General features: G+C 67.6%; 28 protein-coding genes. 14 read left to right on the plus strand and 14 right to left on the minus strand.

The annotated features are described in order from the left end of the window. Window positions 1-175 precede the first annotated feature (175 nt). Window positions 176-712: a phage holin family protein gene (locus OSB52_RS16645; protein ID WP_235721769.1), complete on the plus strand. Its 537-nt coding sequence runs from the start codon at window positions 176-178 to the stop codon at window positions 710-712. A gap of 3 nt (window positions 713-715) precedes the next feature. Then, a complete protein-coding gene (locus tag OSB52_RS16650) occupies window positions 716-1,660 on the plus strand; it encodes an alpha/beta fold hydrolase (RefSeq protein WP_266062772.1) in 945 nt (314 codons plus the stop codon). 54 nt (window positions 1,661-1,714) lie between these two features. Here the strand turns inward: OSB52_RS16650 and OSB52_RS16655 are convergent, their stop codons facing one another. The 4 genes from OSB52_RS16655 to nth form a co-directional block, all read right to left on the minus strand. Further along, window positions 1,715-2,914, minus strand: a complete 1,200-nt coding sequence (locus tag OSB52_RS16655) for a MarP family serine protease (protein ID WP_266062773.1) — start codon at window positions 2,912-2,914, stop codon at window positions 1,715-1,717. Then, a complete protein-coding gene (locus tag OSB52_RS16660; protein WP_235721998.1) occupies window positions 2,911-3,672 on the minus strand; it encodes an NUDIX hydrolase in 762 nt (253 codons plus the stop codon). The genes OSB52_RS16655 and OSB52_RS16660 overlap by 4 nt, the downstream gene beginning before the upstream one ends. Before the next feature lie 65 nt (window positions 3,673-3,737). Continuing rightward, a complete protein-coding gene (locus OSB52_RS16665; protein ID WP_235721766.1) occupies window positions 3,738-4,490 on the minus strand; it encodes a redoxin family protein in 753 nt (250 codons plus the stop codon). Next, entirely contained in the window at window positions 4,487-5,299 is an 813-nt protein-coding gene (nth, locus tag OSB52_RS16670) for an endonuclease III (RefSeq protein WP_266062774.1), read from the minus strand. Before nth ends, OSB52_RS16665 begins: the two co-directional genes overlap by 4 nt. Window positions 5,300-5,456: 157 nt before the next feature. On the opposite strand from nth, the gene OSB52_RS16675 reads away from it, so the two are divergent. Continuing rightward, the gene (locus OSB52_RS16675; RefSeq protein WP_235721765.1) at window positions 5,457-5,726 is read left to right on the plus strand and encodes a hypothetical protein; all 270 of its coding nucleotides are present in this window, start codon (window positions 5,457-5,459) and stop codon (window positions 5,724-5,726) included. Between the two features lie 178 nt (window positions 5,727-5,904). Continuing rightward, a complete protein-coding gene (locus OSB52_RS16680) occupies window positions 5,905-6,579 on the plus strand; it encodes a Crp/Fnr family transcriptional regulator (RefSeq protein ID WP_006330855.1) in 675 nt (224 codons plus the stop codon). Window positions 6,580-6,667: 88 nt separating this feature from the next. Here OSB52_RS16680 and OSB52_RS16685 read toward each other — a convergent pair whose 3' ends face one another. The 4 genes from OSB52_RS16685 to OSB52_RS16700 form a co-directional block, all read right to left on the minus strand. Continuing rightward, the gene (locus OSB52_RS16685) at window positions 6,668-7,492 is read right to left on the minus strand and encodes an MBL fold metallo-hydrolase (RefSeq protein ID WP_266062775.1); all 825 of its coding nucleotides are present in this window, start codon (window positions 7,490-7,492) and stop codon (window positions 6,668-6,670) included. Window positions 7,493-7,568: 76 nt separating this feature from the next. Next, window positions 7,569-8,699, minus strand: a complete 1,131-nt coding sequence (locus OSB52_RS16690; RefSeq protein WP_235721763.1) for a flotillin family protein — start codon at window positions 8,697-8,699, stop codon at window positions 7,569-7,571. 128 nt (window positions 8,700-8,827) lie between these two features. Then, entirely contained in the window at window positions 8,828-9,031 is a 204-nt protein-coding gene (locus tag OSB52_RS16695) for an NfeD C-terminal domain-containing protein (RefSeq protein WP_266062777.1), read from the minus strand. A 48-nt stretch (window positions 9,032-9,079) separates the two neighbouring features. After that, window positions 9,080-10,312 carry an MFS transporter gene (locus tag OSB52_RS16700; protein ID WP_372512446.1) on the minus strand — a complete coding sequence of 411 codons (1,233 nt, stop codon included), beginning with the start codon at window positions 10,310-10,312 and terminating at the stop codon, window positions 9,080-9,082. Window positions 10,313-10,425: 113 nt separating this feature from the next. Here OSB52_RS16700 and OSB52_RS16705 point away from each other — a divergent pair, with 113 nt between their 5' ends. After that, on the plus strand, window positions 10,426-11,445 hold the full coding sequence (locus tag OSB52_RS16705; RefSeq protein ID WP_235721760.1) for a GlxA family transcriptional regulator: 1,020 nt from the start codon (window positions 10,426-10,428) through the stop codon (window positions 11,443-11,445). A 27-nt stretch (window positions 11,446-11,472) separates the two neighbouring features. Here OSB52_RS16705 and OSB52_RS16710 read toward each other — a convergent pair whose 3' ends face one another. The 3 genes from OSB52_RS16710 to sp36 are packed head-to-tail and all read right to left on the minus strand — an operon-like array spanning window position 11,473 to window position 12,916. Next, window positions 11,473-12,231, minus strand: a complete 759-nt coding sequence (locus OSB52_RS16710; RefSeq protein ID WP_235721759.1) for a sulfite exporter TauE/SafE family protein — start codon at window positions 12,229-12,231, stop codon at window positions 11,473-11,475. A 43-nt stretch (window positions 12,232-12,274) separates the two neighbouring features. Beyond that, entirely contained in the window at window positions 12,275-12,748 is a 474-nt protein-coding gene (locus OSB52_RS16715; protein ID WP_266062779.1) for a RidA family protein, read from the minus strand. Window positions 12,749-12,751: 3 nt separating this feature from the next. Beyond that, complete coding sequence (gene sp36, locus OSB52_RS16720; RefSeq protein ID WP_235721757.1) at window positions 12,752-12,916, minus strand: Sp36 family protein; 165 nt, start codon at window positions 12,914-12,916, stop codon at window positions 12,752-12,754. A gap of 44 nt (window positions 12,917-12,960) precedes the next feature. On the opposite strand from sp36, the gene bagA reads away from it, so the two are divergent. Together bagA and bagB are read left to right on the plus strand one after the other, a co-directional pair. Then, window positions 12,961-13,986: an ATPase BagA gene (gene bagA, locus OSB52_RS16725; protein ID WP_266062780.1), complete on the plus strand. Its 1,026-nt coding sequence runs from the start codon at window positions 12,961-12,963 to the stop codon at window positions 13,984-13,986. Between the two features lie 3 nt (window positions 13,987-13,989). Next, complete coding sequence (gene bagB / locus OSB52_RS16730; RefSeq protein WP_266062781.1) at window positions 13,990-15,093, plus strand: ArsA family ATPase; 1,104 nt, start codon at window positions 13,990-13,992, stop codon at window positions 15,091-15,093. Between the two features lie 56 nt (window positions 15,094-15,149). On the opposite strand, the gene OSB52_RS16735 is transcribed toward bagB, so the two are convergent. Further along, complete coding sequence (locus OSB52_RS16735; RefSeq protein WP_160903936.1) at window positions 15,150-15,464, minus strand: WhiB family transcriptional regulator; 315 nt, start codon at window positions 15,462-15,464, stop codon at window positions 15,150-15,152. A 362-nt stretch (window positions 15,465-15,826) separates the two neighbouring features. Between OSB52_RS16735 and OSB52_RS16740 the strand changes: the two genes are divergently transcribed. The 3 genes from OSB52_RS16740 to OSB52_RS16750 are packed head-to-tail and all read left to right on the plus strand — an operon-like array spanning window position 15,827 to window position 20,013. After that, window positions 15,827-18,274, plus strand: a complete 2,448-nt coding sequence (locus tag OSB52_RS16740) for a penicillin-binding protein (protein ID WP_266062782.1) — start codon at window positions 15,827-15,829, stop codon at window positions 18,272-18,274. 60 nt (window positions 18,275-18,334) lie between these two features. After that, window positions 18,335-19,312 (plus strand): metallophosphoesterase, encoded by a 978-nt coding sequence (locus tag OSB52_RS16745; protein ID WP_235721753.1) that lies wholly within the window; start codon window positions 18,335-18,337, stop codon window positions 19,310-19,312. Then, complete coding sequence (locus tag OSB52_RS16750; RefSeq protein WP_235721752.1) at window positions 19,309-20,013, plus strand: haloacid dehalogenase type II; 705 nt, start codon at window positions 19,309-19,311, stop codon at window positions 20,011-20,013. Before OSB52_RS16745 ends, OSB52_RS16750 begins: the two co-directional genes overlap by 4 nt. A gap of 1 nt (window position 20,014) precedes the next feature. On the opposite strand, the gene OSB52_RS16755 is transcribed toward OSB52_RS16750, so the two are convergent. After that, window positions 20,015-20,458, minus strand: a complete 444-nt coding sequence (locus tag OSB52_RS16755; RefSeq protein WP_266062783.1) for a nitroreductase family deazaflavin-dependent oxidoreductase — start codon at window positions 20,456-20,458, stop codon at window positions 20,015-20,017. Window positions 20,459-20,623: 165 nt separating this feature from the next. On the opposite strand from OSB52_RS16755, the gene OSB52_RS16760 reads away from it, so the two are divergent. Next, window positions 20,624-21,025 carry a DUF7144 family membrane protein gene (locus tag OSB52_RS16760; protein ID WP_266062784.1) on the plus strand — a complete coding sequence of 134 codons (402 nt, stop codon included), beginning with the start codon at window positions 20,624-20,626 and terminating at the stop codon, window positions 21,023-21,025. Between the two features lie 10 nt (window positions 21,026-21,035). On the opposite strand, the gene OSB52_RS16765 is transcribed toward OSB52_RS16760, so the two are convergent. Further along, the gene (locus OSB52_RS16765; protein WP_266062785.1) at window positions 21,036-21,992 is read right to left on the minus strand and encodes an AraC family transcriptional regulator; all 957 of its coding nucleotides are present in this window, start codon (window positions 21,990-21,992) and stop codon (window positions 21,036-21,038) included. 166 nt (window positions 21,993-22,158) lie between these two features. On the opposite strand from OSB52_RS16765, the gene OSB52_RS16770 reads away from it, so the two are divergent. From OSB52_RS16770 to OSB52_RS16780, 3 genes are all read left to right on the plus strand, one after another. After that, a complete protein-coding gene (locus OSB52_RS16770; protein ID WP_266062786.1) occupies window positions 22,159-23,370 on the plus strand; it encodes a cytochrome P450 in 1,212 nt (403 codons plus the stop codon). A 2-nt stretch (window positions 23,371-23,372) separates the two neighbouring features. Beyond that, window positions 23,373-24,407 (plus strand): 2Fe-2S iron-sulfur cluster-binding protein, encoded by a 1,035-nt coding sequence (locus tag OSB52_RS16775; RefSeq protein ID WP_266062787.1) that lies wholly within the window; start codon window positions 23,373-23,375, stop codon window positions 24,405-24,407. A gap of 96 nt (window positions 24,408-24,503) precedes the next feature. Further along, window positions 24,504-24,713, plus strand: coding sequence for a hypothetical protein (locus tag OSB52_RS16780; RefSeq protein WP_235721746.1), 210 nt, complete (start codon window positions 24,504-24,506; stop codon window positions 24,711-24,713). Window positions 24,714-24,781 lie beyond the last annotated feature (68 nt).

A 24,781-nucleotide genomic window follows, 5' to 3' on the forward strand; every position in this document is an offset into this window, starting at 1 on the left:
GCGTCGTTTTCCGTTGAGTGGGCGCGCGTCTTTCTGACGCGCACCCACTCGGCGAGAAGCGGCGCCCACTCGACGGAAAATGGCGCCCACTCGACGCGAGATATCTCCCCCGCTACCGGCCACGCGAGCGCATGCATGGCAACATGAGTCCGACACCAGAGGTACGGAGGATTCTGTGAGCCGCAACGAGCCCGGCCAAACCGCTCAGGACGCCGGATCGGCCCCGTCGATCCCGCTGTCGGATCCCACCCACGGCCGCAACGGCGAACCCAGCATCGGCAACCTGGTCAAGGACGCCTCGGCAAGTGTGTCGACGCTGTTCCGCTCCGAGGTCGCGCTCGCCAAGGCCGAACTCGTCGGGGAGGCCAAGAAGGCGGGGGCCGGAACCGGGCTGCTGGTGGTGGCCGGCGTGATGGCCCTCTACTCCAGCTTCTTCTTTTTCTTCTTCCTCGCCGAACTCCTGGACAACTGGATGCCGCGGTGGCTGGCGTTCCTGATCGTGTTCGCGATCCTGGTGCTGATCACCGTCGTGATGGCGTTCGTCGGCTATGTGTTGTTCCGCAAGGTCCGCGGCCCGAAGAAGACGATCGCCAGCGTGAAGGAAGTGCCCACCGTGTTGCCGGGCAGTCATCCCAGCTCGTCGTCGGCGACCAAACCCACCGACGGTGAGCACCCGGCGATACCGCGCGCGCACGATCCCGCCAAGGGATGAGTGGTGGCCGGACCGCCTGATCCGTCGAGCGTCCGCGTCACCGGCGACTGGCATCACTTCGACGTCCGCGCCAACGGGCTGCGCTTCCACGCCGTCGAGGCGCCCGACCCGAGTACCGCCAACCGTCCGCTGGTGCTGCTCCTGCACGGATTCGGCGAGTTCTGGTGGAGCTGGCGTCATCAGATCACGGCGCTGGCCGAAGCGGGATACCGGGCGGTGGCCGTCGACCTGCGCGGCTACGGCGACTCCGACAAGCCGCCCCGCGGCTACGACGGCTGGACCCTCGCCGGTGATACGAACGGACTGGTCCGCGCGCTCGGCCACCCCGATGCCACCCTGGTGGGCCACGCCGACGGCGGGCTGGTGTGTTGGGCCACCGCGACGTTGCACCCACGCGTGGTCAATCGGGTGGCCGTCATCGCCTCCCCACATCCACGTGCACTGCGTCGCGCCGTGATCGCCGACCGACATCAGCGCCGTGCGTTCCTGCCCGGCTTCCTGCACAATCAGCTACCCAAGCTGGGTGAGCGTCGGCTCGCGGCGCACGACGGCGGCTACCTCGCGCAGTACTTCGCCGAGCGGGCCTCGCCGAGCTGGCAGGCCACCGACGACTACGCGGTCACCGTGGACCGTAATCGCTCGGCGGTGCAGATCCCCTACGTCGCGCACTCCAGCCTGGAGTACCGGCGCTGGGCGTTCCGGTCCCAGTTCCGTCCCGACGGATCGCGGTTCATGGAGCTGATGAATCAGCGGCTGCATCTACCGGTGCTGGCGCTGCGGGGAGCCGACGACCCGTACATCCTCGATCATGTGATGGCGGCGAGTCACCGGTATGCGGCACACATGCAGTATCGGCCGATCGCCCACAGCGGACACTTCGCCCACCAAGAACAGCCCGATGTGGTGACCGAGAAGTTGCTGGGGCTGCTACGCACCGAGGCGGGCTGATCCGCCCGGTCCGCGGACCAGGCGCGGACGTCGCCGGGAAACCCGGGTGGTGGCTCAGGCGTGCACGCACGTCTGCGTGCTGACCCGCGCCGAACGCGCCTCCGAATCGGTCAGGTTCTGCCGCACCTGCTCGGCGGTCAACACGAAGCCGGTCTGGTCGTTGGTGTCCTCGGCAGCGCCGAACACCACGCCGACGACCTCACCGGCCGAGTTGATCATCGGGCCTCCCGAGTTGCCCTGCCGGATCACGCCACGAACGGTGTACACCTGCCGCAGGATCTGACCGGTCCGGTAGATGTCGGGCCCCGACAGGTTGATCTTGTCGCGCACCCGCACCGCGTTGACCGCGAACGGGCCCGCCTCGGGATAGCCGAGCACGATCGCGTCGTCACCGGTCTGCGCTTCCCCGTCGGCGAACCTCAACGCCGGTGCCGTCAGACCGGGGACGTCGAGGACCGCGATGTCGTTGTCGCTGTCGAACAGGACCACCCGGGCCGGGAGCTGTTGCCCGTTCGGCGACGACACCGTCAGCCGCCGCGTACCGGCAACGACGTGCGCATTCGTCATGACCCGCTCTGGGGACACCACGAATCCGCTGCCTTCGAGCGCTTGCCGACAGCTCGGCGCCGTGCCTTCGATCTTGACCACGCTGGGCCGGACCTGCGCCACCGCCGGTAGCTGCAACACCGTCGGATCGGGCGGGCCCACCTCGGCGACCGGCGTACGTCCGAACGGTCCGATGACCTGCGGCAGACCGGAGTTGTCGAGCAGCGCGCTGAAGTCCTTGGGCAGGTCACGCAGCCACTGCGGCGCCAACACGTCCACGCCGGTGAGCACCTTGGACCCGCGCACCGCGGTGGACACCTGCGTCTCGGCGGAACTGCTCAGCGGAATCGCCAACAGCCATGCCGCGATCAGCACGGCGACAACTTGCAGCATCGACCCGATCACGCTGTCCACGCGGCGCACGCCACGTGACCGGATGCCGCTGCGCGCGGCCCGACCCAGGATCATCCCGGACACCTCGCCGATGATGATCAGCCCCACCAGCAACACCACCCCGACCAGCAGTCGGGTGGTGCGATCCTCGAAATTCGAGATGACATGCGGCGCGAGGAGGATGCCGGCGACGGCGCCGAGCACCACCCCGAGGAATGCCAGCGCCGAGGCGACCGCGCCCTGTCGGAAACCACTGGCCGCGGCGAGCAGCGCGATCACCACGACGATGAGATCGACCCACCCCGAGCCGGTCACCGGGTGCGATCCTCTGCCTGGTGACGCAGGTGGGCCGGCAACACCGCACCCGGACCGATGGTCTGCGGGCTGCCGGCGGCCGCGATGGCCTGGTCCAGCGGCCGGACGTCGGAGTGGTCCCAGGGCACATCCCAGCCGGCGACCTCGCTGATCGCGGCGATGAGCCCGCCGGTGAATCCCCACACCAGTAGGCCGTCGACCATGAATGCCGGGCCCTTGTAGGCACGTGCGCCCATCACGGTGCGCTGCACCTGGAACCGGCTCTCCGGCGCGAGCAACGACCGCAGGTTGACGCGCGCCACCCGCGCGGTCTCTCCCGTGTCGACCACGCGCACCTCGCCGGGCTCACGCCAGTGCGCCAGCACCGGGGTCACGTCGAAACTGGACACCGGCACGGGGAACGACGGCAGGTTGGCGAGCACGTCGACCCCCTCGGGGACGAGTCCGGTCTCCTCGGCTGCCTCGCGCATCGCGGTGCCCACCGGGAAGTCGTCGCCGGGATCGAGCCCGCCGCCGGGAAATGCGACCTGCCCGCTGTGTTGACGTAGGGTGGGTGCACGCTCGGTGAGCAGGATCTCGGCGTCGGGTGGGAGCCCGCCGGGATGGTCGACTGCCTCGTCCCACGCACCGCCGATGAGCACCAACACCGCGGCCGCCCGCTTGTCGCGGCCGAGCATCGACGCCCACCTGGTGCGATCGCCGCCGCGGTTGAGCACCGAGTCGGTAACCGCGGCGACGTTGTCGGTGAGGCGACGCATCCAGGGCGGAATCTGTTCGGTCGGAACCAACCGACCTGCGGCGGGACCGGGATCGTGTTCGGCGCTCACGTGCTCACCCCCAGGTATTGCTGCACGACGTCGGCGATCTCGTCCGGGGTGTCGAACACCTGGGGCAGCACCTTGGCCACGGTGCCGTCGGCGCGCACCAGGATCGTCGACGGGAACACCCGGGGTGCGCCGAGTGCCGCGGCGATCGCGGCGTCGGTGTCGAGGACCGACGGCAGGTGCACGCCGTTCTCGATCAGAAACCGCAGCGCCAGATAAGGATTCTGCGCACCTTCCTGTGCGTGCACCGCGAGCACTGTCACCGCATCGCCGGCGCGTTGGGCGTAGCTGTCGACGACCGGGAGTTCCCGACGACACGGCAGACACCAGACGGCCCACATGTTCACCACCATCGGCCGACCCGCGGTGCCGGTGCCGACGTCGTAGTCTGCGCCGTCGGCCAGACACGGCACCGAGACTCCGGCCAGCGCGGACCGGGCCGCCTGGGGCAGTCCGGTTTCCGGACACGGCGGCAACGCGGCGTCTTGTCTGGCCTGCGCCATCTGGGCGTCGTCGGCCTGCGCGTCGGTTGCCCGCGGCCCGGTCGCCGTCGGCGATGTCGCAGGGCCTCCGGAGTCCGAGTCGGCGCCGCGGGGCCAAATCGCGATGACCAGGGCGAGGATGACGACGGTGAACACGATGGTCCACCGCGCCGAGGAAGGAAAGCGGCTGGTGCGGCGGGGTGGCGGCGCGGCGGCGGAATCGTCGTCCTCGTCGGGTCCCGACTCCGCGCTCCTCGGAGTCTGGTTCACTGCGTCGCCAGCCCCGCCAGATCCAGCAGATGTTCGGTTTCGGGGCCCTTCACCAGTTTCGCAGCATCGGCCTTGGCCATCGGCCCGGTCCCGACCGCCGGACAATCCTTGGCCAGAATGCAGACGCCGCACGCCGGTTTGCGCGCATGACACACACGTCGACCGTGAAAGATCACCCGGTGCGAGAGGTCGGTCCACTCCTTGCGCTCGATCAGTTCACCGACGGCGCGTTCGATCTTGACCGGATCGGTCTCCTCGGTCCAACCCCACCGCTGCACCAATCGCGCGAAGTGGGTGTCGACGGTGATTCCGGGCACGCCGAAGGCGTTGCCGAGGACGACATTGGCGGTCTTACGGCCGAAACCGGGCAGGGTGACCAATTCCTTGAGGGTGTCGGGCACCTCGCCGTCGAACCGTTCCACCAGGGCCTGACCGAGTCCGATGATCGAGTTGGCCTTGTTCCGGTAGAAGCCGGTGGACCTGATCATCTCCTCGAGTTCGGTTCGGTCGGCCTCCGCATACGACCGGGCGGTGGGATACCGCTCGAACAGTGCCGGCGTGACCTGATTCACCCGGACGTCGGTGCACTGCGCGGACAGAATCGTCGCGACCGACAGTTCGAGTGGAGTGGTGAAGTCGAGTTCGCAGTAGACGTGGGGGAAGGCGATCTGGAGCGTGCGGTTCATCCGGCGTGCCCGCCGAACCAGCCCCAGATGGGTCTCGGTCTTCGACCGGCGTCCGGCACCGCCGCGGACGCGCGTCTGTCTCGCCGACGCCTCTGCGGAGTCGGTGGTCTTACGTGCGGTCACGCAATTCAGGTTAGCCACGTCGCGGCGAAGTAGCCCAAAGAGCTGCCTCCGACGGCCGTGAAATGCCGATCCTGACCGCGCTTCGCCTTGGTAACAACTCAGTGAAGCCGGTCCTTCTGGTTGGCGAGAGGCTCCCCGAGTTGTGTTTACTGTCCCCATGCAAGGACTCGCCGCGCTGCTTTTCCCGGCTGTGCTCATGCTCTTCGCACTCGCGATGGAGAAGGTTCAGGCCAGGATCGACCGCCTCGCGGTCACCCAGGACCACGTCGAAGAGTTCTTGGAATCGGCAGACGCCGCGCAGGTCGACACGCTGGCCAAAGAGGGTTTTCCCGCCGCATTGGACGAGTTCCGTGCCCGCCGCGCGCCCGATGCGGCCGACGCCGCCCGCGACAGCGCATTCTCGGCCTCACCGCAGCGGGCGAGCTGAGGCGATAGCGCCCGACACCCACCCCGACTCGCCGCTATGTACCGGCCAGTGACCCATTCAACACATATGCTTGGGGCGAGAGTAGCGTTGCACGAGGCAACACGGCGACCGACGGCATAGATCACCACTGGCGTGGGGTTGCCATGCGAGTGTGGTGAGGACGAGAAAGGTTCCTTAGGTGGAGGACGTACTGGCGCGGGCGGGCATATTCCAGGGTGTCGAGCCCTCCGCCGTCGCAGCGCTGACAAAGCAACTTCAACCGGTCGATTTCCCTCGCGGGCATGTGATCTTCCACGAGGGAGAACCCGGTGATCGGCTGTACATCATCCTGTCCGGCAAGGTGAAGGTCGGCCGTCGTTCGCCTGATGGTCGGGAGAACCTGCTGACCATCATGGGACCGTCGGACATGTTCGGCGAACTGTCCATCTTCGATCCGGGGCCGCGTACGTCGTCGGCCACCACCGTGACCGAGGTGCGTGCGGTATCGATGGACCGCGACGCCCTACGCGCCTGGATCAAGGACCGTCCCGAGATCGCCGAGCAGCTGCTCCGCGTGCTCGCCCGCCGTCTGCGCCGCACCAACAACAACCTCGCCGACCTCATCTTCACCGACGTGCCCGGCCGTGTCGCCAAACAGCTGCTGCAGCTCGCGCAGCGGTTCGGCACCCAGGAGGGTGGCGCGCTACGCGTCACGCACGACCTCACGCAGGAAGAGATCGCGCAGCTCGTCGGCGCCTCCCGCGAAACCGTCAACAAGGCACTCGCCGACTTCGCTCAGCGCGGTTGGCTGCGCCTGGAGGGCAAGAGCGTCCTGATCGCCGACTCCGAGCGCCTCGCACGCCGCGCGCGGTAGCCCACTGACCTGGCGGTTCGTCCCCCGGGTATTGTTTCCTGCCCCTGCGGCCGCCGGGGCAGGAAACGATACCCGGGGACGAACTGTGTCAGCGGTCCCGCAGGTACTCCAACTGGGCCTTGACCGACATCTTGGCGGCCGGCCAGAGCGACTTGTCGACGTCGGCGTAGACCTTGCGGACCACCTTCATCGGCTTCGCCTTGTCGGCCGACACACCCAGCTCGTCGAGCGCGGCCACGATCTGATCGATCCGTTCCTCCCGGTGTGCCTTGTAGAACCGCGCAATCGGCCCCACCTGTGGGTGGTCGGGTCCGTGCGCAGGCAACAGCACCGCGTCCTCACCCTCGACGATGATGCGGTTGAGCGAGTTCATGTAGTCGCGCAGGGTGCCGTCGGTGGGGTCGATGACGGTGGTGCCGCTGCCGAGAATGGTGTCACCCGACAGCAGGGCACGATCCCCGTCGCACTCGACGAGAAAACTGAGCGAGTCCCCGGTGTGGCCCGGAGTGTGCAGCACGGTGATCCGCAGACCCGCCACGTCGATGACCTCCCGGTCGGCAAGCGGCGCGGCACCGTGTGTGAACTTGGCCGACCGCGCGCGCACCGGGACGTCGACCCGTTTGCGCAGTCGCCGGATGGCGCCGGTGTGGTCGAAGTGACGGTGGGTGATGAGCACCAGCGCAATCCCCTGCTGCTCCGCGATGCGTTTGACGTGCCCCTTCTTGTTGGGTGGGCCCGGATCGACGATGACGCACTCCGGGTGGCCGGGAGCACGCAGGATCCAGGTGTTGGTTCCGTCGAGCTCCATCGTGCCCGGGTTGTTGCAGAGCAGCACCGACGCGAACGGCGTCACCTCGCGTACGACGCCATAGGCGGGATGCTGTGCCGTGTCGCCGTTTCCGCTGTCAGTCATGTCTTCCGACACTACCCACCACCGGGGTGCCGCCGCGGTCGAGGTCAGCCGCGAGGGCGGTAACCCCGAGCAGCGCTCACGCCGAGCGGTCGATGTCGTCGGCGACCTCGTCGTCGACGATGACCTTGGGCGCGAACTCGCTCTGCAGACTCTTCAGCAGCGCCGCCCCCTGTGTCACCACCCCGGTCATCACCTCGTTGACCCCGTCGGCGCCGTTGAACACCGTGAGGTTCGACGATCCGAGTCCCTTCGCGATCTCACCCACGAGGGCCGGGAGTTGTTCGATGATCTGCTGATCGAGCGCGATCCGATTGTGCTTGGCGGCCGCCGCGGACTGGATCTCCACGGCACGCGCATCGGCTTCGGCGATGATGTGGGTGCGCCGCGCCTCGGCCTCGGCCGGTTTCACGACCTCGGAGATCAGCTGCTGTTCACGCAGTTCCGCCTCGGCCTGGGCCAGGACCGACTGCTCCCGGATGATCTCCTGGTTGACCCGCGCCTGTGCGAGCGGACCGGCCTGGGCGGCCTCGGCGTCGGCCTTGTCGGTCTCGGCCTTGATCTGCGCGCGCTTGATCGAGGTCTCCCGCTCGTAGTCGGCCTGGTTTCGCAACGACTCCTGCTGCGCCTTCGCCGATTCCTGGTCGGCGCGAGCGCGTTCCACGGCGGCTTCGCGCTGCACCTTCGCGATGTTGGGTGCGGCCAGTGCGTTGATGTAGCCGGAGTCCATGTCGTCGATGGATTGGATCTGGAACGAGTCGACGACCAGCCCGATCGAGCCCATCTCCCGCTTGGACGCCTCGAGCACCTGGCGCGCGAGGGTGTCGCGTTCGCGGATGATCTGCTCGACGGTCATCGAGCCGACGATAGAGCGCAGATGGCCGGAGAAGATCTGCCCCGTGAGCTGATTCATCTCGTTCTCCTGCTCGGAGATGAATCGCTGACCGGCGTTGACAATGGAGGCGACGTCGCCGCCGACCTTGTGCGCGATCACCGCACGCACGTCGAGTTGGATGCCCTGGGTGGTCACGCACACCTCGCGGATCTGCGCCTCGTGCATGGCCATCGACAGGAACCGCACCTTGCGGAAGAACGGCAACACCCATCGGCCGTGACCGACGACGACGTCGAACGGACCACCGCCGACATCGGACTTCTTGCCCGAGATGAGCATCGCCTCGTCGGGTTCGGGGACGTAGTAGCCGAGCATGGAGCCTCCTGGGTGCATCGTGAATCGCCGCCGGGACACGGCGTCTCGTCGCGGTGGGCACGCGGTCACCACTTAGACGCCGTGATCCTACGGGGCCGTTCCCGGCATCGTCCGTTCGAATGACACGGTCAGGACGGCATCGACAGCCAGCGCTCCACCATCACCACCCGGCCCGGCCGCTCCCCGACGACGAGCACCGTCTCGTCCACCCCGATCGCCTCGGCGGCCAGGGCGAGGAACCGTTCGGTGCCACCGGCCATGCGCAACTCCACCTCGCCCATGGCCTGCCCGCCGCCGATGGCGAGCACCACCACACCCGTCGTCCCGATCATCTCCACCCCGCTCGGCGTCTGTGCGGACAACGGTAGCGGTGCGTGGGGTCAACGGGGGCGATCGGTCAGCACATAGATCGCGGCGATCACGCTGATCGCACCGGCGCCGAGCACCAGCACCGGATACCCGAACAGCCCCACGACGACACCCGCCAACGCGCCGGCCACCGCCCCCGCAAGACTCATCGCGGTGTCCGAGATCCCCTGCACCCGCGGACGTTGCGGCACCGGAATGCTCTCGGTGAGCAGCGTGGAGCCGGCCACGGTGGTGGCCGACCAGCCGAGCCCGAGCAGGACCAGCGCGACGACGAGACCACGCTGGCTGTGTTGCGCCGCGAAGCCGGTGACGCACGCTGCCAGCAACAGCGCCTGGCCGATCACCACCGTCGGTACCCGGCCGACCCGATCGGTGAGAACGCCCATCACCGGGGCCAGTGCGTACATGCCGGCGACGTGCGCGCTGATGGACAGCCCGACGAGGGTGATACTCGCACCGCCGTGGGTCATGTGCACGGGGGTCAGCGCCATCACCGCCACCATCACCGCATGGGCCGAAACCACCGAGACCACCGCATTGCGGGCCTCGGCAATCTGCCGGATCGTCTGCCACCCCTGCGCTAACGTCGGCTTCGCGACGGCCGTCGAGTCCGACGACGTGGCAGCCGTCGAGAGCAACAGCGGGTCGGGCCGCAGACCGGACCACAGCACCAGCGCGGCCGCGGCGGCACCGGCCGCACCGATCACGAACGGTCCGGCGAGTTCGTCGACACCCAGTACGCCGGCGATCTCGGCCCCCATGGGAAGTAACGCCGGGCCCGCGACGGCGCCGACCATCGTCATCCACACGACCAGCGAGAGATCGCGTCCGCGCGTGCGCGGTTCGGCAAGATCGGTTGCGGCAAAACGGGATTGCAGGCTGACCGCGGTACCGCTGCCCACTCCGGCCATGCCGAGCAACAGCAACGGGAACCAGCCGACGTCGACCGCGATCGCAACCACTGCGGCCCCGACCGCCGCGATGACGAATCCGGTTGCCAGCGCCGGTCGACGGCCGGCGCGCTGGGCCAGCGCCGCGAGCGGCAGACCCGCGGCCGCCGCGCCAAGGGTGAGCACCGTGGTGGCGAGGCCGGCCACCGATTCCGAGCCGGAGAGCCGTTCGGCCAGGATCGCGCCGAGCGCCAGCGACGCACCCATCGCCAGGCCGCCGAGAACCTGCGCGCCGCACAGCAAGGCGATGGTCCGGTGTTGTACCCGCACGAGCGTGGCGCGGGGCGGTAGCACCGGCGGTGGGGGGACGGCCGTCGGGTCAGAAGAGGTGTGCTCGGTCACCCATCCAGCGTGGACCGCCCGGTCGCGCAGCACCAGCGGCATGAATGCCGGTATACCTTTGATTCATGCCAACCGACGCCCACCGGGTGGTGGTCCTGGTCACCGATGGTCTGGTCATGATGGACATGGCCGCCCCGGTCCAGATCTTCGGGCACATCGGCGCGCCGCGCTACACGCTCATCACCTGCGCCGAGACACCCGGATTGGTACCGACCTGCGCCGGGGTGTCGGTGCATGTCGAACACGGACTCGAGGCGCTCGCCGAGGCGGACACCGTGGTGATCCCCGGCTATCACGACGCCGCGCGGCGCACGCCGTCGCCGCCGGTCCTCGAGGCGCTGCGGGCGGCGCATCGTCGGCAGACCCGACTGCTCTCGATCTGTGTCGGCGCTTTCACCCTGGCCGAGACCGGCCTGCTCGACGGACGGCGCGCCACCACCCACTGGCTGGATGCGGATGCGTTGGCCACCCGGTATCCGCGGGTCATGGTGGACCCGGCGGTGCTGTACGTGGACGACGGCGACATCCTCACCAGCGCCGGCCTCGCCGCCGGCATCGATCTGTGCCTGCATCTGGTGGAGCGCGATCATGGCGCCGACGTCGCGCGGGACTACGCGCGACGGACCGTGGTGGCGTTCCATCGCCCCGGCGGGCAGGCACAGTTCATGCCGCCGGGGGCCAGCCTGCACGACGAGGCCGTCGACGAGATCGCGGCCGGCCGCCGACGACACGACGACACCCACGCGGACACGCCGGGCCGCACCGGATTGGCGGCGACCACATCCTGGGCGATCCGCCACCTCGATCGGCCGTTGACCACGCGCGACCTCGCCGACCACGCGTCGATGTCGTTGCGCACCTTCAACCGCCGGTTCACCGACGCCCACGGGATGGGACCGGGCGCCTGGCTGACCGGACAGCGTGTGCGCGCGGCGGCGGCACTTCTCGAGCGCACCGACGATCCCGTCGAACAGATCGCGGCGCGGGTGGGCCTCGGCCCAGAGGCCCTGCGCACACACTTCCGACGGCGGATGGCGTTGTCGCCGAGCGCCTATCGCAACAACTTCCGGCCCCTGTCGCACTGAGCGGGCAGCGCGCTCGCGGGCGGGCCGTCAACCGACGACGAGGTCGTATCCGAGTTTCGCGACCATCACCACGACCACCGCCAGCAACACCCATCGCACGAAGGCGCTGCCCCGACCGATCGCCATCCGGGCGCCCAGCTGGGCACCGGCGATGTTGGCGACGGCCAGCCCCAACCCCAGTAGCCACAGCACGTTGCCCTGCCACGCAAACACCGCCAGCGCGCCCAGATTGGTGCCGGTGTTGATCACCTTGGCCATCGCCGAACTCTCCAGGAACCCGGTGCCGACCAGCGCGGTGAGAGCAATGATCAGGAAGGTGCCGGTGCCCGGCCCCATCACCCCGTCGTAGAAGGCGATGACCACTCCGCACAGCACGAACCCGAGCACCACCGACCAACGGGGACGATTCACCGCGAGTCCGGAGCCGAACCCTGGATTGAGCGCGACGAACAACCCCACCGCGACCAGCAGACACAGCACCACCGGCGTGAACACCTCGGCGGGCAGTCTGCTCGCGGTGTAGGCGCCCAGGCCGGAACACCCGACTGCCGCGATGAACACCGGGACGAGTCGGCCGACCTGGACCGGCAGCCGCCGGGCGTAGGCGAGGGCTGCCGAGGCGGTGCCGAACACCGCGGCGAGTTTGTTGGTGCCCAGGGCGGTGGCCGGCACCAGTCCGGGCTGCACGATGAGCAGGGCCGGGATCAGTACCAGTCCCCCACCGCCGACGACCGCGTCGACCCATCCCGCCGCGGCGGCCGCGGCGATGAGCAGCGCGACGTCCACTAGCCGCGACTCCCGGCCGGGTGCGTCCGGGAGGTCGGACGGGTCAGGAGACCTCGACGATCATCTCGACCTCGACCGAGGAGCCCAACGGCAACTCGGCCACACCGACCGCCGAGCGGGCGTGCACACCGGCATCGCCGAAGATCTCGCCGAGCAGGTCCGACGCGCCGTTGATGACGGCGGGTTGGCCGGTGAAACCGGGGGCCGAGGCGACGAAGCCGACGACCTTGACGATCCGCACGACGGCGTCGATGCCGACGAGTCCGTCGACCGCGGCGAGCGCGTTGAGCGCGCACTGCCGAGCCGCCCGGTTGGCCTGGTCGGGGTCGACGACCCCCTCGGCACCCTCGTGCACCTTGCCGGCGACGTCGAGCTTGCCGTCGATGATCGGGAGCTGACCCGCGGTGTAGACGAGATTTCCGGTACGCACGGCGGGCACATAGCTACCCGCCGGCGTGACCACCTGGGGCAGCGTGATGCCCAGTTCGGCCAGCCGCTGCGACCACGTCGTTGTCATCGGTCAGCCCTTCGGACGCTTCAGGTAGGCGACGTGCTGCTCACCGGTCGGCCCGGGCAAGACTGTCACCAGTTCCCAGCCGTCGGCTCCCCACTGATCGAGGATCTGCTTCGTCGCGTGCGTCAGCAGGGGCACCGTTGCGTATTCCCAAGCGGTCGATTCACTCATGGACTAGAGCCTAATGGGTACGTCGTTGTCGATATGGTGATGCGGTGGTGAACGAGACACCGCCCGACGAAGCCGGGCACACCAACGAATGGCCCCAGTCCGCCGGACGGGCGCGACTGCATTTCGTGTCGGGCAAGGGGGGCACCGGCAAGACCACGGTCGCGGCGGCGCTGGCGCTTGCGCTGGCCGCCGACGGCAAGAAGGTGTTGTTGGTGGAATGCGAGGGCCGCCAGGGCATCGCTCAGCTCTTCGACATCCCGCCGCTGCCGCCTACCGACACCAAGATCGCGACGGCCTCCGGCGGCGGCGAGGTCTCGGCGTTGGCCATCGACATCGAACACGCGCTGCTCGAGTACCTCGACATGTTCTATAACCTCGGTTTCGCCGGGCGCGCGATGAAACGGATCGGTGCGATCGACTTCGTCACCACCATCGCGCCGGGCCTGCGTGATGTGTTGATCACCGGCAAGATCAAAGAGCGCATCATCCACACCGACAAGCAGGGGCGTCGGGTGTATGACGCGGTGGTGGTCGATGCGCCGCCGACCGGCCGGATCGGCAACTTCCTCGACGTCACCCAGGCGATGGCCGACCTTGCCAAGACCGGACCGATCCGCAATCAGAGCGACGGTGTGGTGAAACTGCTGCACTCCGAGGACACGGTGATCCACCTCGTCACGCTCCTCGAGGCGATGCCCATGCAGGAGACGATCGAGGCCGTCGACGAACTCCACGCGAAGAATCTCACCGTGGGCACCCTCATCATCAACCGCGTCAGTCCCACCCACCTGCCGCCGGGGTCGATCGACGAAATCGCCGAAGGCACCATCGATGCACCCCGCGTGCTCGAACACCTGCAGGCGGCCGGTCTGCATCTCGCCGACGGCGATCTGTCCGGATTGCTGACCGAGACCATCGAGCACGCCTCCCGCCTGCAAGCCCAGCAGGTCGCCAAAGCCCAACTCGACGAGGTGGAGCTGCCGACTCTGGAGTTGCCGGCACTCGGCGATGGCATCGATCTGGGGTCGATCTACGAGCTCGCCAATCTCTTGCAGAAGGCAGGTGCCTGACTAATGCCGCTCGATCTGAAGATGGCCTCGGTGCTCACCGACCCTGCGACGCGGGTGGTGATCTGCTGCGGCGCCGGCGGCGTGGGCAAGACGACCACCGCTGCGGCGATGGCGATGTATGCGGCCGAACACGGTCGCAAGGTGGCGGTGCTGACCATCGACCCGGCACGCCGCCTCGCCCAGTCGCTGGGGATGTCCGAGCTCACCAATGATCCGCAGCCGGTGAACGTCGGCCTCGGCGAGGGTGCCGGCTCACTGGACGCGATGATGCTGGACATGCGGCGCACCTTCGACGAGATGGTGCTCGAATACTCCTCACCCGATCGCGCCTCGGCGATCATGGAGAACTCCTTTTATCAGACGATGGCGTCGTCGTTCTCCGGCACGCAGGAGTACATGGCGATGGAGAAGCTCGGCAAGCTGATCGAGCTGGAGCGATGGGACCTGATCGTCGTCGACACCCCGCCATCGCGCAATGCCCTGGACTTCCTCGACGCCCCGCAGCGCCTCGGGTCATTTCTCTCCGGGCGGCTGATGAAGATGCTGGTCGGCGGCGGACGCGGGGTTGGACGCATGGTCACCGGCGCGATGAGCCTGGCGATGCGCGGTGTCTCCACCATCATCGGCGGCGACATGTTGCGCGACGTCGCGACCTTCGTGCAGTCACTGGACTCGATGTTCGGCGGCTTCCAGGACCGGGCCACCAAGACCTACGAACTGCTCAAACAACCGGGCACCCAGTTCGCCGTGGTGGCCGCGGCCGAACCCGACGCGCTGCGCGAGGCCGCCTTCTTCGTCGACCGACTCTCCGAGGAAAGGATGCCGCTGGCCGGGCTCATCCTCAACCGCACCCACCCGAATCTGACGTCCATCTCCGAGGCGTCGGCGCAGGCCGCGCTGGAGACCGTGGACGACGAGCTCACCCGCGGGGTGCTCGAGATCCACGCCGAACGCGCCTCCACCGGCAAGCGGGAGTTGCACCTGCTGCAGCGCTTCACCGCCGCACACCCGACGGTGCCGATCGTCGGGGTTCCGTCACTGCCCTTCGAAGTCGCCGACGTGGTCGCGCTGCGGGCGGTCGCCGAGCAGATCACCAGTCGTGGCTGAGTAAACGACGATGGCCGACCCATTCGGGTCGGCCATGCCTGCTGATCGTCCGCGACTCACACCGCGTCGGCGCGGTGCCTCCGTCGCTGAGCCTCGAAGAACTGCGCCCACGAGGTGACCTCCGGGTGCTGCCGGAGCAACGCCCGCCGCTGACGCTCGGTCATGCCGCCCCACACACCGAACTCCACCCGGTTGTCGAGAGCGTCCGCGCCGCACTCGAGCTGGACCGGGCAATGCCGGCAGATCGTGGCGGCCTTACGCTGGGCCGCGCCGCGGACGAACAGGTCATCGGGGTTCCCTCCCCGGCATCGCGCTTGTGACACCCACATCAATCGAGCGTCATCTCCGGTGGAAACTGCCGCTATCGCCATCCGCCGACCCCTGTCTGTCGTTGCGTCTCGTCGGACCCTTTCGGCGCTGCTGCGCCGCCCGACGGTCCTGACCCGAATGCCCTCACCCGGTCCACCCGATCCACTCGTCGTTAACCGAAACGCTGGTTGCGGTTCACAACTTCGGGGTGACTGTTAAGTGAGTCACATTCTGCACTCAATTTAAGGATCTGTGCATCACGACGCAAGCCCTGGGGCAAAGAAAATGGCACCATCGTGCAAACCGGGACGATCTGCGCAGGTCACAAGCAATGTGTGCGATGAGGCTCGGTCGTGACCGGCTCGCGACCTTTTGGTGGCGCGCGCTCAGCCGGCTTCGCGCACATCGCACGTATCCTGTGCGTGTGCCGAAGTCGAAGAAGCTGTGGTCACTGGCCGGCGCCTGCCTGTTGGCCGGTGTCCTGGTGGCCGGATTGTTGTATCCCGTGGCCAGCGGACTGGGCGTCATGTCCAACCGTGCGGCCGCCGCCGTCGAGAATGTGTCCTCCGAGTTGCTCAACGGCACCCTGCCGGAGGTCACCACGATGACCGATTCGGCTGGCAACCCCATCGCCCTGCTGTACGACCAGTACCGCTATCAGGTCGGGTACAACGACATCTCGCCGGACATGATCCGCGCGATCATCTCGATCGAGGACCGACGATTCCTCGAACACGACGGCGTCGACTGGAAGGGCACGATCCGGGCGGCGCTGAAGAACTCGTCGTCGGGCGAGGTGCAGCAAGGCGCCTCCACACTGGACCAGCAGTACATCAAGAACTATCAGCTGCTGGTCCTCGCGCGCACCGAAGCCGACCGCCAGGCCGCCATCGAGACCACCCCGGCCCGCAAACTGCGTGAGGTCCGGATGGCGTTGACGATGGAGCAGTCGCTCATCGATCAGGCCAAACGCGACAAAGGGCTCGACGATGCCGCCGCCAAGCAGGAGGCCAAGAAGCAGATCGTCACGCGGTATCTGAACGTGGTGCCCTTCGGCAACAACTCCTACGGCATCGAGGCCGCGGCACAGACCTACTTCGGCAAGCACGCCAAGGACCTCGACGTCCCGCAGTCGGCACTGCTGGCGGGCATGGTGCAGTCGAGTTCGGCGCTCGATCCCTACACCAACCCGGAGGCGGCGACCAATCGCCGCAACACCGTCATCGACACGATGATCGAGAACTTCCCCAATCGCCGGGACGAACTCGTGGCGGCCAAGGCGGCTCCCCTCGGGGTACTACCCAGCCCGCGCACCCCCATGCAGGGCTGCATCGCGGCCGACGCCAACGGGTTCTTCTGCGACTACGCGCTGCAGTTCCTCGCCGAAAACGGCATGTCTCGCGACTCGGTGATGCGCGGCGGTTACATCATCCGCACCACCCTGGACCCGCAGGTGCAGCGGTCCACCGTGCGTGCGGTGCGGGCGCAGGCCTCCCCTGACGCCGAAGGTGTCGCCGACGTGATGAGCGCGATCCGGCCGGGCAAGGAGACCCACGACATCCTCGCGATGGCGTCGAGTCGCGACTACGGTCTCAATCTCAAGCGAGGCCAGACCGTGCAGCCGCAGCCGTTCTCGATGGTCGGCGACGGCGCCGGTTCGGTGTTCAAGATCTTCACCACCGCCGCCGCCATGGAGAAAGGCCTCGGCGTCGCGTCGAACATCCCGGTGCCGGGCTTCGTCGCGGTGGAGGGCATGGGTAACAGTGACACCCCCGGTTGCCCGGAGGAGTCGTATTGCGTCCGCAACGACGGCCGCTATCCCGCCTCGTTGTCGGTGACCCAGGCGCTGGCGCAATCGCCGAACACGGCGTTTGTGAAGTTGCTGCAGGAAGTCGGAGTGAAGCCGGCAGTCGACATGGCGGTGCGTCTGGGCCTGCGCTCGTACACGGTCCCGGGCTCGTCGGGCTACGGCGACAAGAGCATGGCGCAGTACGTCAAGGACGGGAACTTCGGTTCGTTCACGCTCGGCCCGCTGCCGATCAACGGGCTGGAACTGTCCAACGTCGCGGCCACCCTCGCCTCCGGCGGCACCTGGTGCCCGCCGAACCCGATCGCATCGATCAGCCGGATCAAGCGCGACGCATACGGCAATCCGGTGATGACCCCGGAGGGGGAGCCAGCGCTCACCGCGATCCCGTTCACCGCTCCTTCCTGCGAACAAGTAGTCGAAGAAGGACTGGCGAACACGCTGGCCAATGCGATGAGCCACGACGATCGCGCCGGTGGTACCGCAGCCGCGGCGGCCGGTTCGCAGGGCTGGACGTTGCCGATGTCGGGCAAGACCGGCACCACCGAGGCCCATCGCTCCTCGGCGTTCATCGGCTTCACCAACAACATCGCCGGCTCGGCCTACGTCTACAACGACGGCCCGAACCCGACCGGTATCTGCAGCAGCCCGTTGCGCCAGTGCTACGACGGCAACCTGTACGGCGGCATGGAGCCCGCCCGCACCTGGTATCAGGCCATCAAGCCGGTGGCCACCAAGTTCGGGCCGGTGAAACTGCCACCGACCGATCCTCGGTACATGCGCGGCAGCGATCGCGGCCGCATCCCGAAGGTCAGCGGACTCACCGCCAGTGCGGCGACCTCCCGGCTGCAGGCCGCCGGCTTCAAGGTCAACCAGCTCGATGTGGACAGCAACCGCCCGCAGGGCACGGTGGTGTTCACCGCGCCGTCGGACTCGGCGATGCCCGGCAGTGTGGTGACCATCTATGTGAGCAACGGGCGACGCGACGACGACGGCCAGGGACCGACGGAGACGACGGTGGAGGTACCCGGCGTGGGCCCGGTGGTGATCCAACTCCCGGGCTGACCGGCGGGTAGGGACAAAACCCGGCGGCGGGCCACACCCGGATCTGCGTATCCTGGGTGAATGGCTCACCTCGACAACGCCCTCACCCGCCGCGTCGCGGCTGCCCCGACACTCGGGGGTCTGGCCGGTCTGGCGGCTGCGGGTCTCTTCTATTCGACGGTGATCGAGCGCAACGCATTCACGTTGCGGCACAACACGCTCGCCGTACTGGAGCCGGGCGCCGCGCCGCTGCGCGTCCTGCACATCAGCGACCTGCACATGATGCCCAACCAGCGCCTCAAGCAGGCGTGGGTGTCCGAGCTGGAGGCGCTGGAGCCGGACCTGGTGATCAACACCGGCGACAACCTCGCCCATCCGCAGGCGGTGCCGTCGGTGATCCAGTCGCTCGGTGGCCTGCTGTCGCGGCCCGGGCTGTTCGTGTTCGGCTCCAACGACTACTTCGGTCCGAAGCCCAAGAACCCGTTCCAATACTTCAAGACCGACCACACCCGGTCGTTCGGCCAGCCGCTGCCCTGGCAGGATCTGCGTGCGGCGTTCACCGAGCGCGGCTGGCTCGACGCCACGCACACGGTCCGCGAACTCGAGGTCGGCGGGGTGCGCGTGGTGGCGGCCGGCGTCGACGACCCGCACATCGAACGCGACCGCTACGAGACCGTCGCCGGCCGTCCCAACCCGCTGGCGCATCTGCGGCTGGGGTTGACCCACTCTCCCGAACCGCGCGTATTGGACCGGTTCGCCGCCGACGGTTACGACCTGGTCATGGCCGGTCACACGCACGGCGGTCAGCTGTGCCTGCCGTTCGTCGGGGCCCTGGTCACCAATTGCGAGCTGGATCGCTCCCGCGTCAAGGGTGTCTCCAACTGGGGTACATCGATGAAACTGCACGTCAGTGCTGGTCTCGGAACGTCGCCATATGCACCTGCGCGGTTCTGCTGCCGGCCAGAGGCGAGCCTGTTGACGCTCACCCCGGTCTCGCACGGCGACGCCGCGTTCGCCGAGGATCATTCGCTGCCGCAGCTGGCCTCCGAACCCACGTGACCCGGTCCCCGGTGGACGGCGTCCGGGTCCTGGCCTTCGACACCTTCGGCACCGTCACCGATTGGTTCACCGGCATCTCCGGCGCGGTCCGGGCGACGATCCCCGGCCTCGACGCGGGTGCATTCGCGCGGGAGTGGCGCCGTCGCTACGGCCCCATCCTGGCTCGGGTGGAATCCGGCGAAATCGGCTGGCGACGGCTCGACGACCTGCAAACCGAGACGCTGCACGAGGTGGCCGACCAGTTCGGCGTCGCCCTCACCGAAGCCGCGTCGACATCGCTGGTGCGCGCCTGGCGCACCATCCCCGGTTGGCCCGATGCGGCGCCGGGGATCCGCCGGCTCAAGGGACGCTTCGTCGTCTGCGCCCTGAGCAATGGCACCGTCGCGCTGCTGACCGACATGGCCAGACACAACGGATTCGACTGGGACTTCGTGGGCGGTTCGGATCTGTGGGGTCACTACAAGCCGGCACGGGAAACCTACTGCGGCCTTGCCGCATTGTTCGAAGTGGAGCCGGCCGAGGTGATGATGGTCGCCACGCACCAAGGTGATCTGGATGCGGCCCGATCTTTCGGCCTGCGCACCGCCTTCGTCGAACGGCCACTGGAGTGGGGCGGCGAGGAGAAGGACGACACCGGTTCCGCCGACAACGACGTACACGCCACTGATTTGTGCGACCTGGCCGACCAACTCGGTTGCTGAGTCAGCTCATCGTCAGCTCGACGTAGGGCACCTCATCGATGGTCTTACCGATCGATTCCTCGATGACGCCGGACAATTCGGCGTACGCCTTCGGGTGATCACGCCGATAACGGGCGACGATCTCGGCCCTTTCGGCAGCATCGACCACCCGCGCCACGGCCCGAACGCGGTGGCGCCGACCGATGGAGACGCGACAGTTCGGTTCTGCCTGCAGGTTCTTGAACCACTGCGACGTGGTACCGAAACCCGACGCGACGACCACTCGATCCGAATCGGGCCGCTCCACCGCCTCGAGCACCACATAGCGCGACTCGCCTGAGCTGCGGCCGATGTGTTCCAGCAACAACATCCGACCGCCGAACACGAAGCCCAGCCGTGCCCGGAACAGCACGATCGGTGCGCGCACCAGCCACCGTGTCCGTAACAGTCGAGCCGCAAGACTCATGAAGACCCCAATCTCGTTCGCAGAACGAAAGACTCGCCCCGCCGTCTACCACCCTCTCACGCAATCACCCACAACGGATGATGCGGACCATGCGGCATCGCGGCCACGATGCACAGTGGGGTCACCTGACATCACTCCCGACCCATCGAGAGAAAGCGAACCGTCATGACCACTCAACACTCCGACCACCGGGTCCAGCAGGGTTTCGCCGCAGTCGGCACCATCGGCGCAGCCATCCTGCTGCTCGTCGGTGGCATCCTCGAACTCTTGCAGGGCATCTCGGCTGTCGCCGAGGACGAACTGTTCGTCGTCGGCCCGCAGTACATCTACGAGTTGGACCTCACCGCGTGGGGTTGGATCCACATCGTGGTCGCCATCCTCGCCATCGCCATCGCGATCGGCTTGTTCACCGGCGCCGCCTGGGCACGGGTCGGCGCGATCTGTATCGCGTCACTGTCGATCATCATCAACTTCCTGTGGCTGCCGTATTACCCGTGGTGGTCGATCCTGGTGATCGCGATCGACCTGGTCATCATCTGGGCCGTGGCCACCTGGCGGACCGTCTGACTCAATCCGGCTACCGAGTTCCGCGCAGACCTCGCAACGTCTGCGCGGGACTCGCGCCGTATCTGCGGCGGTAGGCAGCGGCGAAACGGCTCGGGCTGCTGAACCCCCAGCGCGCGGCGGCGTCGGCGACGGTGCCCTCGGCGCGCTCCAGGTCGGCGTGTGCGCGATCGAGCCGAATGTCGGTGAGCGCCCTCGTCGGCGAGCTCTCCACGAATTGTGCGAACGCCTCCTGCAACCGACGCACGCTGGTTCCGCCGATCGCCGCCATCTCCGCCAACGTCCAGGGCCGTCCCGGGTCGTCGTGCAACGCGTCGAGCACCCGTTTCACCATGCCCGGTCGCATCTGGTGGTCGGGGTCGGCGGAGTCCGGGGTCACCGCCAGCAGGAAAGCAGTGGTCACCGCGCTGGCCAGTTGAGGGCCGACCAGCGGGTTGGCCAAGAGGTCGACCGGCTCGCGGGCCTGCGCCGACAACGCGGTCACCAGCGACAGCCACGAGGCGCCGGCGTCGGTGGAGACGTCGATCTGGGGCGGCAGCGACAGGCGCCGACGGATCGGTGCCACGCGAATCCGATCGGCCTCGCGTTCGAGGTGCTCGGCGTCGAACTTCACGCCGAGCACCTGACAGTCCGCGGTCCACCGAGTGATCAACGACGGCTGGTCCGCGGTGAAGATGGTGCCCTGACCTGGCGCGGAGACCAATTCGTCGTGGTGCCCCCGCGAGTGCAGCCGCCCCGAAATGGGCACATTGACCTCGTAGGCACCGGGATAGTCGCATTCGATCGAGACCGCGGCACCCCAGGTGAGTCGACCGATGGTGACGCCCCCGAGTTCGACCGTGCGCAAGGTCAGGTCGACCTCGTCGCGTTCGTCCAACGCACGGAGTTCGTGCGGGAAATAAACATCGGCGACCGCCCGGTGCGCTGTATCCCAATCCCGGGTTCCCACGGGCTGCTCGGATGTGGACATGGTCTTTGTGTTCTACCGCATGGAACCCCCGATATGCGATGCACATCACAACTTGATCGCGTGATCCGTCTCGGGGCCGCGTGAACGGTATGGATCAATCGCCACACCTGCGCATAGCGTCTGTCGACACCTGGCCCCCGGGCCGACCTTCGACGAGGAGAAGCTGATGACCGCAACCGTGTCCTGGCTCGACGAGATCACCATGACCGAACTGGAGCGCAATCCCTACCCCGTCTACGAACGGCTGCGCAGCGAGGCGCCGCTGGCCTACGTCCCGGTTCTGGGTTCCTACGTGGCGAGCACCGCAGAGATCTGCCGGGAGATCGCCACCAGAGGCGACTTCGAGGCGATCATCACCAAGGCCGGCGGGCGCACCTTCGGCCACCCGGCGGTGATCGGGGTCAACGGCGAAATCCACAAGGATCTCCGCTCGATGGTCGACCCGGCGCTGCAGCCGCAGGAGGTGGACCGATGGATCGACGACCTGGTGCGACCGATCGCACGCCGCTATCTCGAGACGTTCGAGGACGAGGGCAGCGCCGAACTCGTCGCGCAGTACTGCGAGCCGGTGTCGGTGCGGGCACTCGGCGATCTGCTCGGTCTGCAGTCGGTGAGTTCGGACAAGCTGCGCGAGTGGTTCCACAAGCTGTCGCGGTCATTCACCAACGCCGGCGTCGACGAGAACGGGGAGTTCACCAACCCGGACGGTTTCCGCGAGGGTGACGAGGCGAAAGCGGAGATCCGGGCCATCGTCGACCCGCTGATCGACAACTGGATCGAGAACCCCGACGACAGCGCCATCAGCCATTGGCTGCACGACGGTATGCCCGAGGGGCAGACCCGCGAGCGTGACTACATCTACCCCACCCTGTTCGTCTATCTGCTCGGCGCGATGCAGGAACCCGGCCACGCGATGGCGTCGACCCTGGTCGGCCTGTTCACCCGGCCCGATCAGATGGAACAGGTGGTCGACGAACCGGGACTGATCCCGCGGGCGATCTCCGAGGGAATGCGGTGGACGTCGCCGATCTGGTCGGCGACCGCCCGGATCAGCACCGCCGACGTCGAGGTCGCGGGCGTCGCGCTGCCGGCCGGCTCGGTGGTACTGATGTCCTACGGTTCGGCCAATCACGACCATTCGGTGTACGAGGCACCATCGGACTACGACCTGTCCCGACCACCGCTACCCCACCTGGCGTTCGGCGCCGGCAATCATGCCTGCGCCGGTATCTATTTCGCCAATCACGTGTGCCGGATCGGCCTGGAGGAACTGTTCGACTCGATCCCGAATCTCGAACGCGACACCGCCGGCGACGTGGAGTTCTGGGGATGGGGATTTCGTGGTCCGACGTCGTTGCACACGACGTGGGAGGTGTGACGATGTCGTCACACACCGTCGAGGTGACCGGCCCGGATCCGCGGAGCGTGGCATGCGCTCCCGGACAGCGCCTGCTGGACGCGTTCCTGCGCAGCGGCGTCTACCTGCCGAACTCGTGCAACCAGGGCACGTGCGGAACCTGCAAGGTGAAAGTGTTGTCCGGCAACGTCGAGCAGCCGGCCGTGTCGGAAACGGTGCTCGGCGCCGACGAGCAGGCCGATGGATTCGTCCTCGCCTGCCAATCGTCGCCGACATCGGATGCACGGATCGAGGTTCCGCGCGGTGCCGGGTCCGGGCCCGGCCATCCACTGCGCGACCTGAGCGGCGTCGTGCACGAGGTGCGCGAGATCGCCGACGACACGCTCGAACTCACCGTGGGCATCGATGAGCCACTGGACTTCTCGGCGGGTCAGTACATCGAGGTGACCGTGCCCGGCATCGGTCATATCCGTCAGTACTCGATGGCCAATCCCCCCAGCAGCGCCGACCGTCTGGAGTTCCATGTCCGCCGGGTACCCGACGGTGTGGCCACCGATCGGTGGATCTTCGACTCGCTCGATCAGGGCCACCGGATCGAGATGCGCGGCCCGTGGGGCGATTTCGTGCACGACACCGAGGCGGATGCGCCGATGATCCTGCTGGCCGGTGGCACCGGGTTGGCACCGCTCAAGTCGATCGCACGTCACGCACTCGAACTCGACCCCGAACGCGAGATCCATCTGTATCACGGCGTCCGTCATCGGTCCGACCTCTACGACGTGGAGTTCTGGGAGACGCTGACCGAACGGCATCCGGGGCTGCGCTACACCCCGTGCCTGAGTCGTGACGACGGGTTCGGCCGGCACGGCTACGTCGGCGACGTCGTGCTCGCCGACTTCGACTCCCTGCGGGGCTACTCGGCGTACCTGTGTGGTCCGCCCGCCATGGTCGATGCCGGGGTGAAGGCCTGCAAACGGCGCCGCATGCCCGGCCGCAACATCCACCGGGAGAAATACACCCCGGCGCCGACGTCGGCGCCGGACATGGTGCCGGCGTGATGGTTGAGGGTCCGCGCACCCGGGTACCCGACGGGACGCGGCGGGTGGTGAACATCGCGCCGACGGGAAGCACCCGAGAGCGATAGGAGTACGAGCATGGCGCAGTATCGAGTGGTCAACGCCGACGGCGATGTCATCGACACCAAGGAGTTCTCCGACGCGACCGGCGCCTACGACTGGTTGAAGACCGTGGAGGCCCCCGACGACCAGCTGGGCGTGGCCATGCAGGTGTTCGACAACGGCGAGTGGAAGAACTTCGAGGTGTCCGACGGCGGCACCAACGCCAATCCATCGGCGGATGCCTGACGGCTCACCCCGAGCCGAGTGAGGTGAACGTGCCGCTGGCCGGCACGATCACCTCACTGGTATCGAAA

The organism is Gordonia aquimaris (genome assembly GCF_026262595.1).
GTDB lineage: Bacteria > Actinomycetota > Actinomycetes > Mycobacteriales > Mycobacteriaceae > Gordonia > Gordonia tangerina.

Coding starts and splice junctions, on each gene's coding strand:
- OSB52_RS16780 (WP_235721746.1), top strand. CDS start 24,504: ATGGCGCAGTATCGAGTGGTCAACGCCGACGGCGATGTCATCGACACC.
- OSB52_RS16660 (WP_235721998.1), bottom strand. CDS start 3,672: ATGCGTCGCCTCACCGACAACGTCGCCGCGGTTACCGACTCGGTGCTC.
- OSB52_RS16705 (WP_235721760.1), top strand. CDS start 10,426: ATGCCAACCGACGCCCACCGGGTGGTGGTCCTGGTCACCGATGGTCTG.
- OSB52_RS16715 (WP_266062779.1), bottom strand. CDS start 12,748: ATGACAACGACGTGGTCGCAGCGGCTGGCCGAACTGGGCATCACGCTG.
- OSB52_RS16695 (WP_266062777.1), bottom strand. CDS start 9,031: ATGATCGGGACGACGGGTGTGGTGGTGCTCGCCATCGGCGGCGGGCAG.
- sp36 (WP_235721757.1), bottom strand. CDS start 12,916: ATGAGTGAATCGACCGCTTGGGAATACGCAACGGTGCCCCTGCTGACG.
- OSB52_RS16760 (WP_266062784.1), top strand. CDS start 20,624: ATGACCACTCAACACTCCGACCACCGGGTCCAGCAGGGTTTCGCCGCA.
- OSB52_RS16675 (WP_235721765.1), top strand. CDS start 5,457: ATGCAAGGACTCGCCGCGCTGCTTTTCCCGGCTGTGCTCATGCTCTTC.
- OSB52_RS16770 (WP_266062786.1), top strand. CDS start 22,159: ATGACCGCAACCGTGTCCTGGCTCGACGAGATCACCATGACCGAACTG.
- OSB52_RS16735 (WP_160903936.1), bottom strand. CDS start 15,464: ATGGCGATAGCGGCAGTTTCCACCGGAGATGACGCTCGATTGATGTGG.
- OSB52_RS16775 (WP_266062787.1), top strand. CDS start 23,373: ATGTCGTCACACACCGTCGAGGTGACCGGCCCGGATCCGCGGAGCGTG.
- bagB (WP_266062781.1), top strand. CDS start 13,990: ATGCCGCTCGATCTGAAGATGGCCTCGGTGCTCACCGACCCTGCGACG.
- OSB52_RS16685 (WP_266062775.1), bottom strand. CDS start 7,492: ATGACTGACAGCGGAAACGGCGACACGGCACAGCATCCCGCCTATGGC.
- OSB52_RS16690 (WP_235721763.1), bottom strand. CDS start 8,699: ATGCTCGGCTACTACGTCCCCGAACCCGACGAGGCGATGCTCATCTCG.
- OSB52_RS16755 (WP_266062783.1), bottom strand. CDS start 20,458: ATGAGTCTTGCGGCTCGACTGTTACGGACACGGTGGCTGGTGCGCGCA.
- OSB52_RS16745 (WP_235721753.1), top strand. CDS start 18,335: ATGGCTCACCTCGACAACGCCCTCACCCGCCGCGTCGCGGCTGCCCCG.
- OSB52_RS16765 (WP_266062785.1), bottom strand. CDS start 21,992: ATGTCCACATCCGAGCAGCCCGTGGGAACCCGGGATTGGGATACAGCG.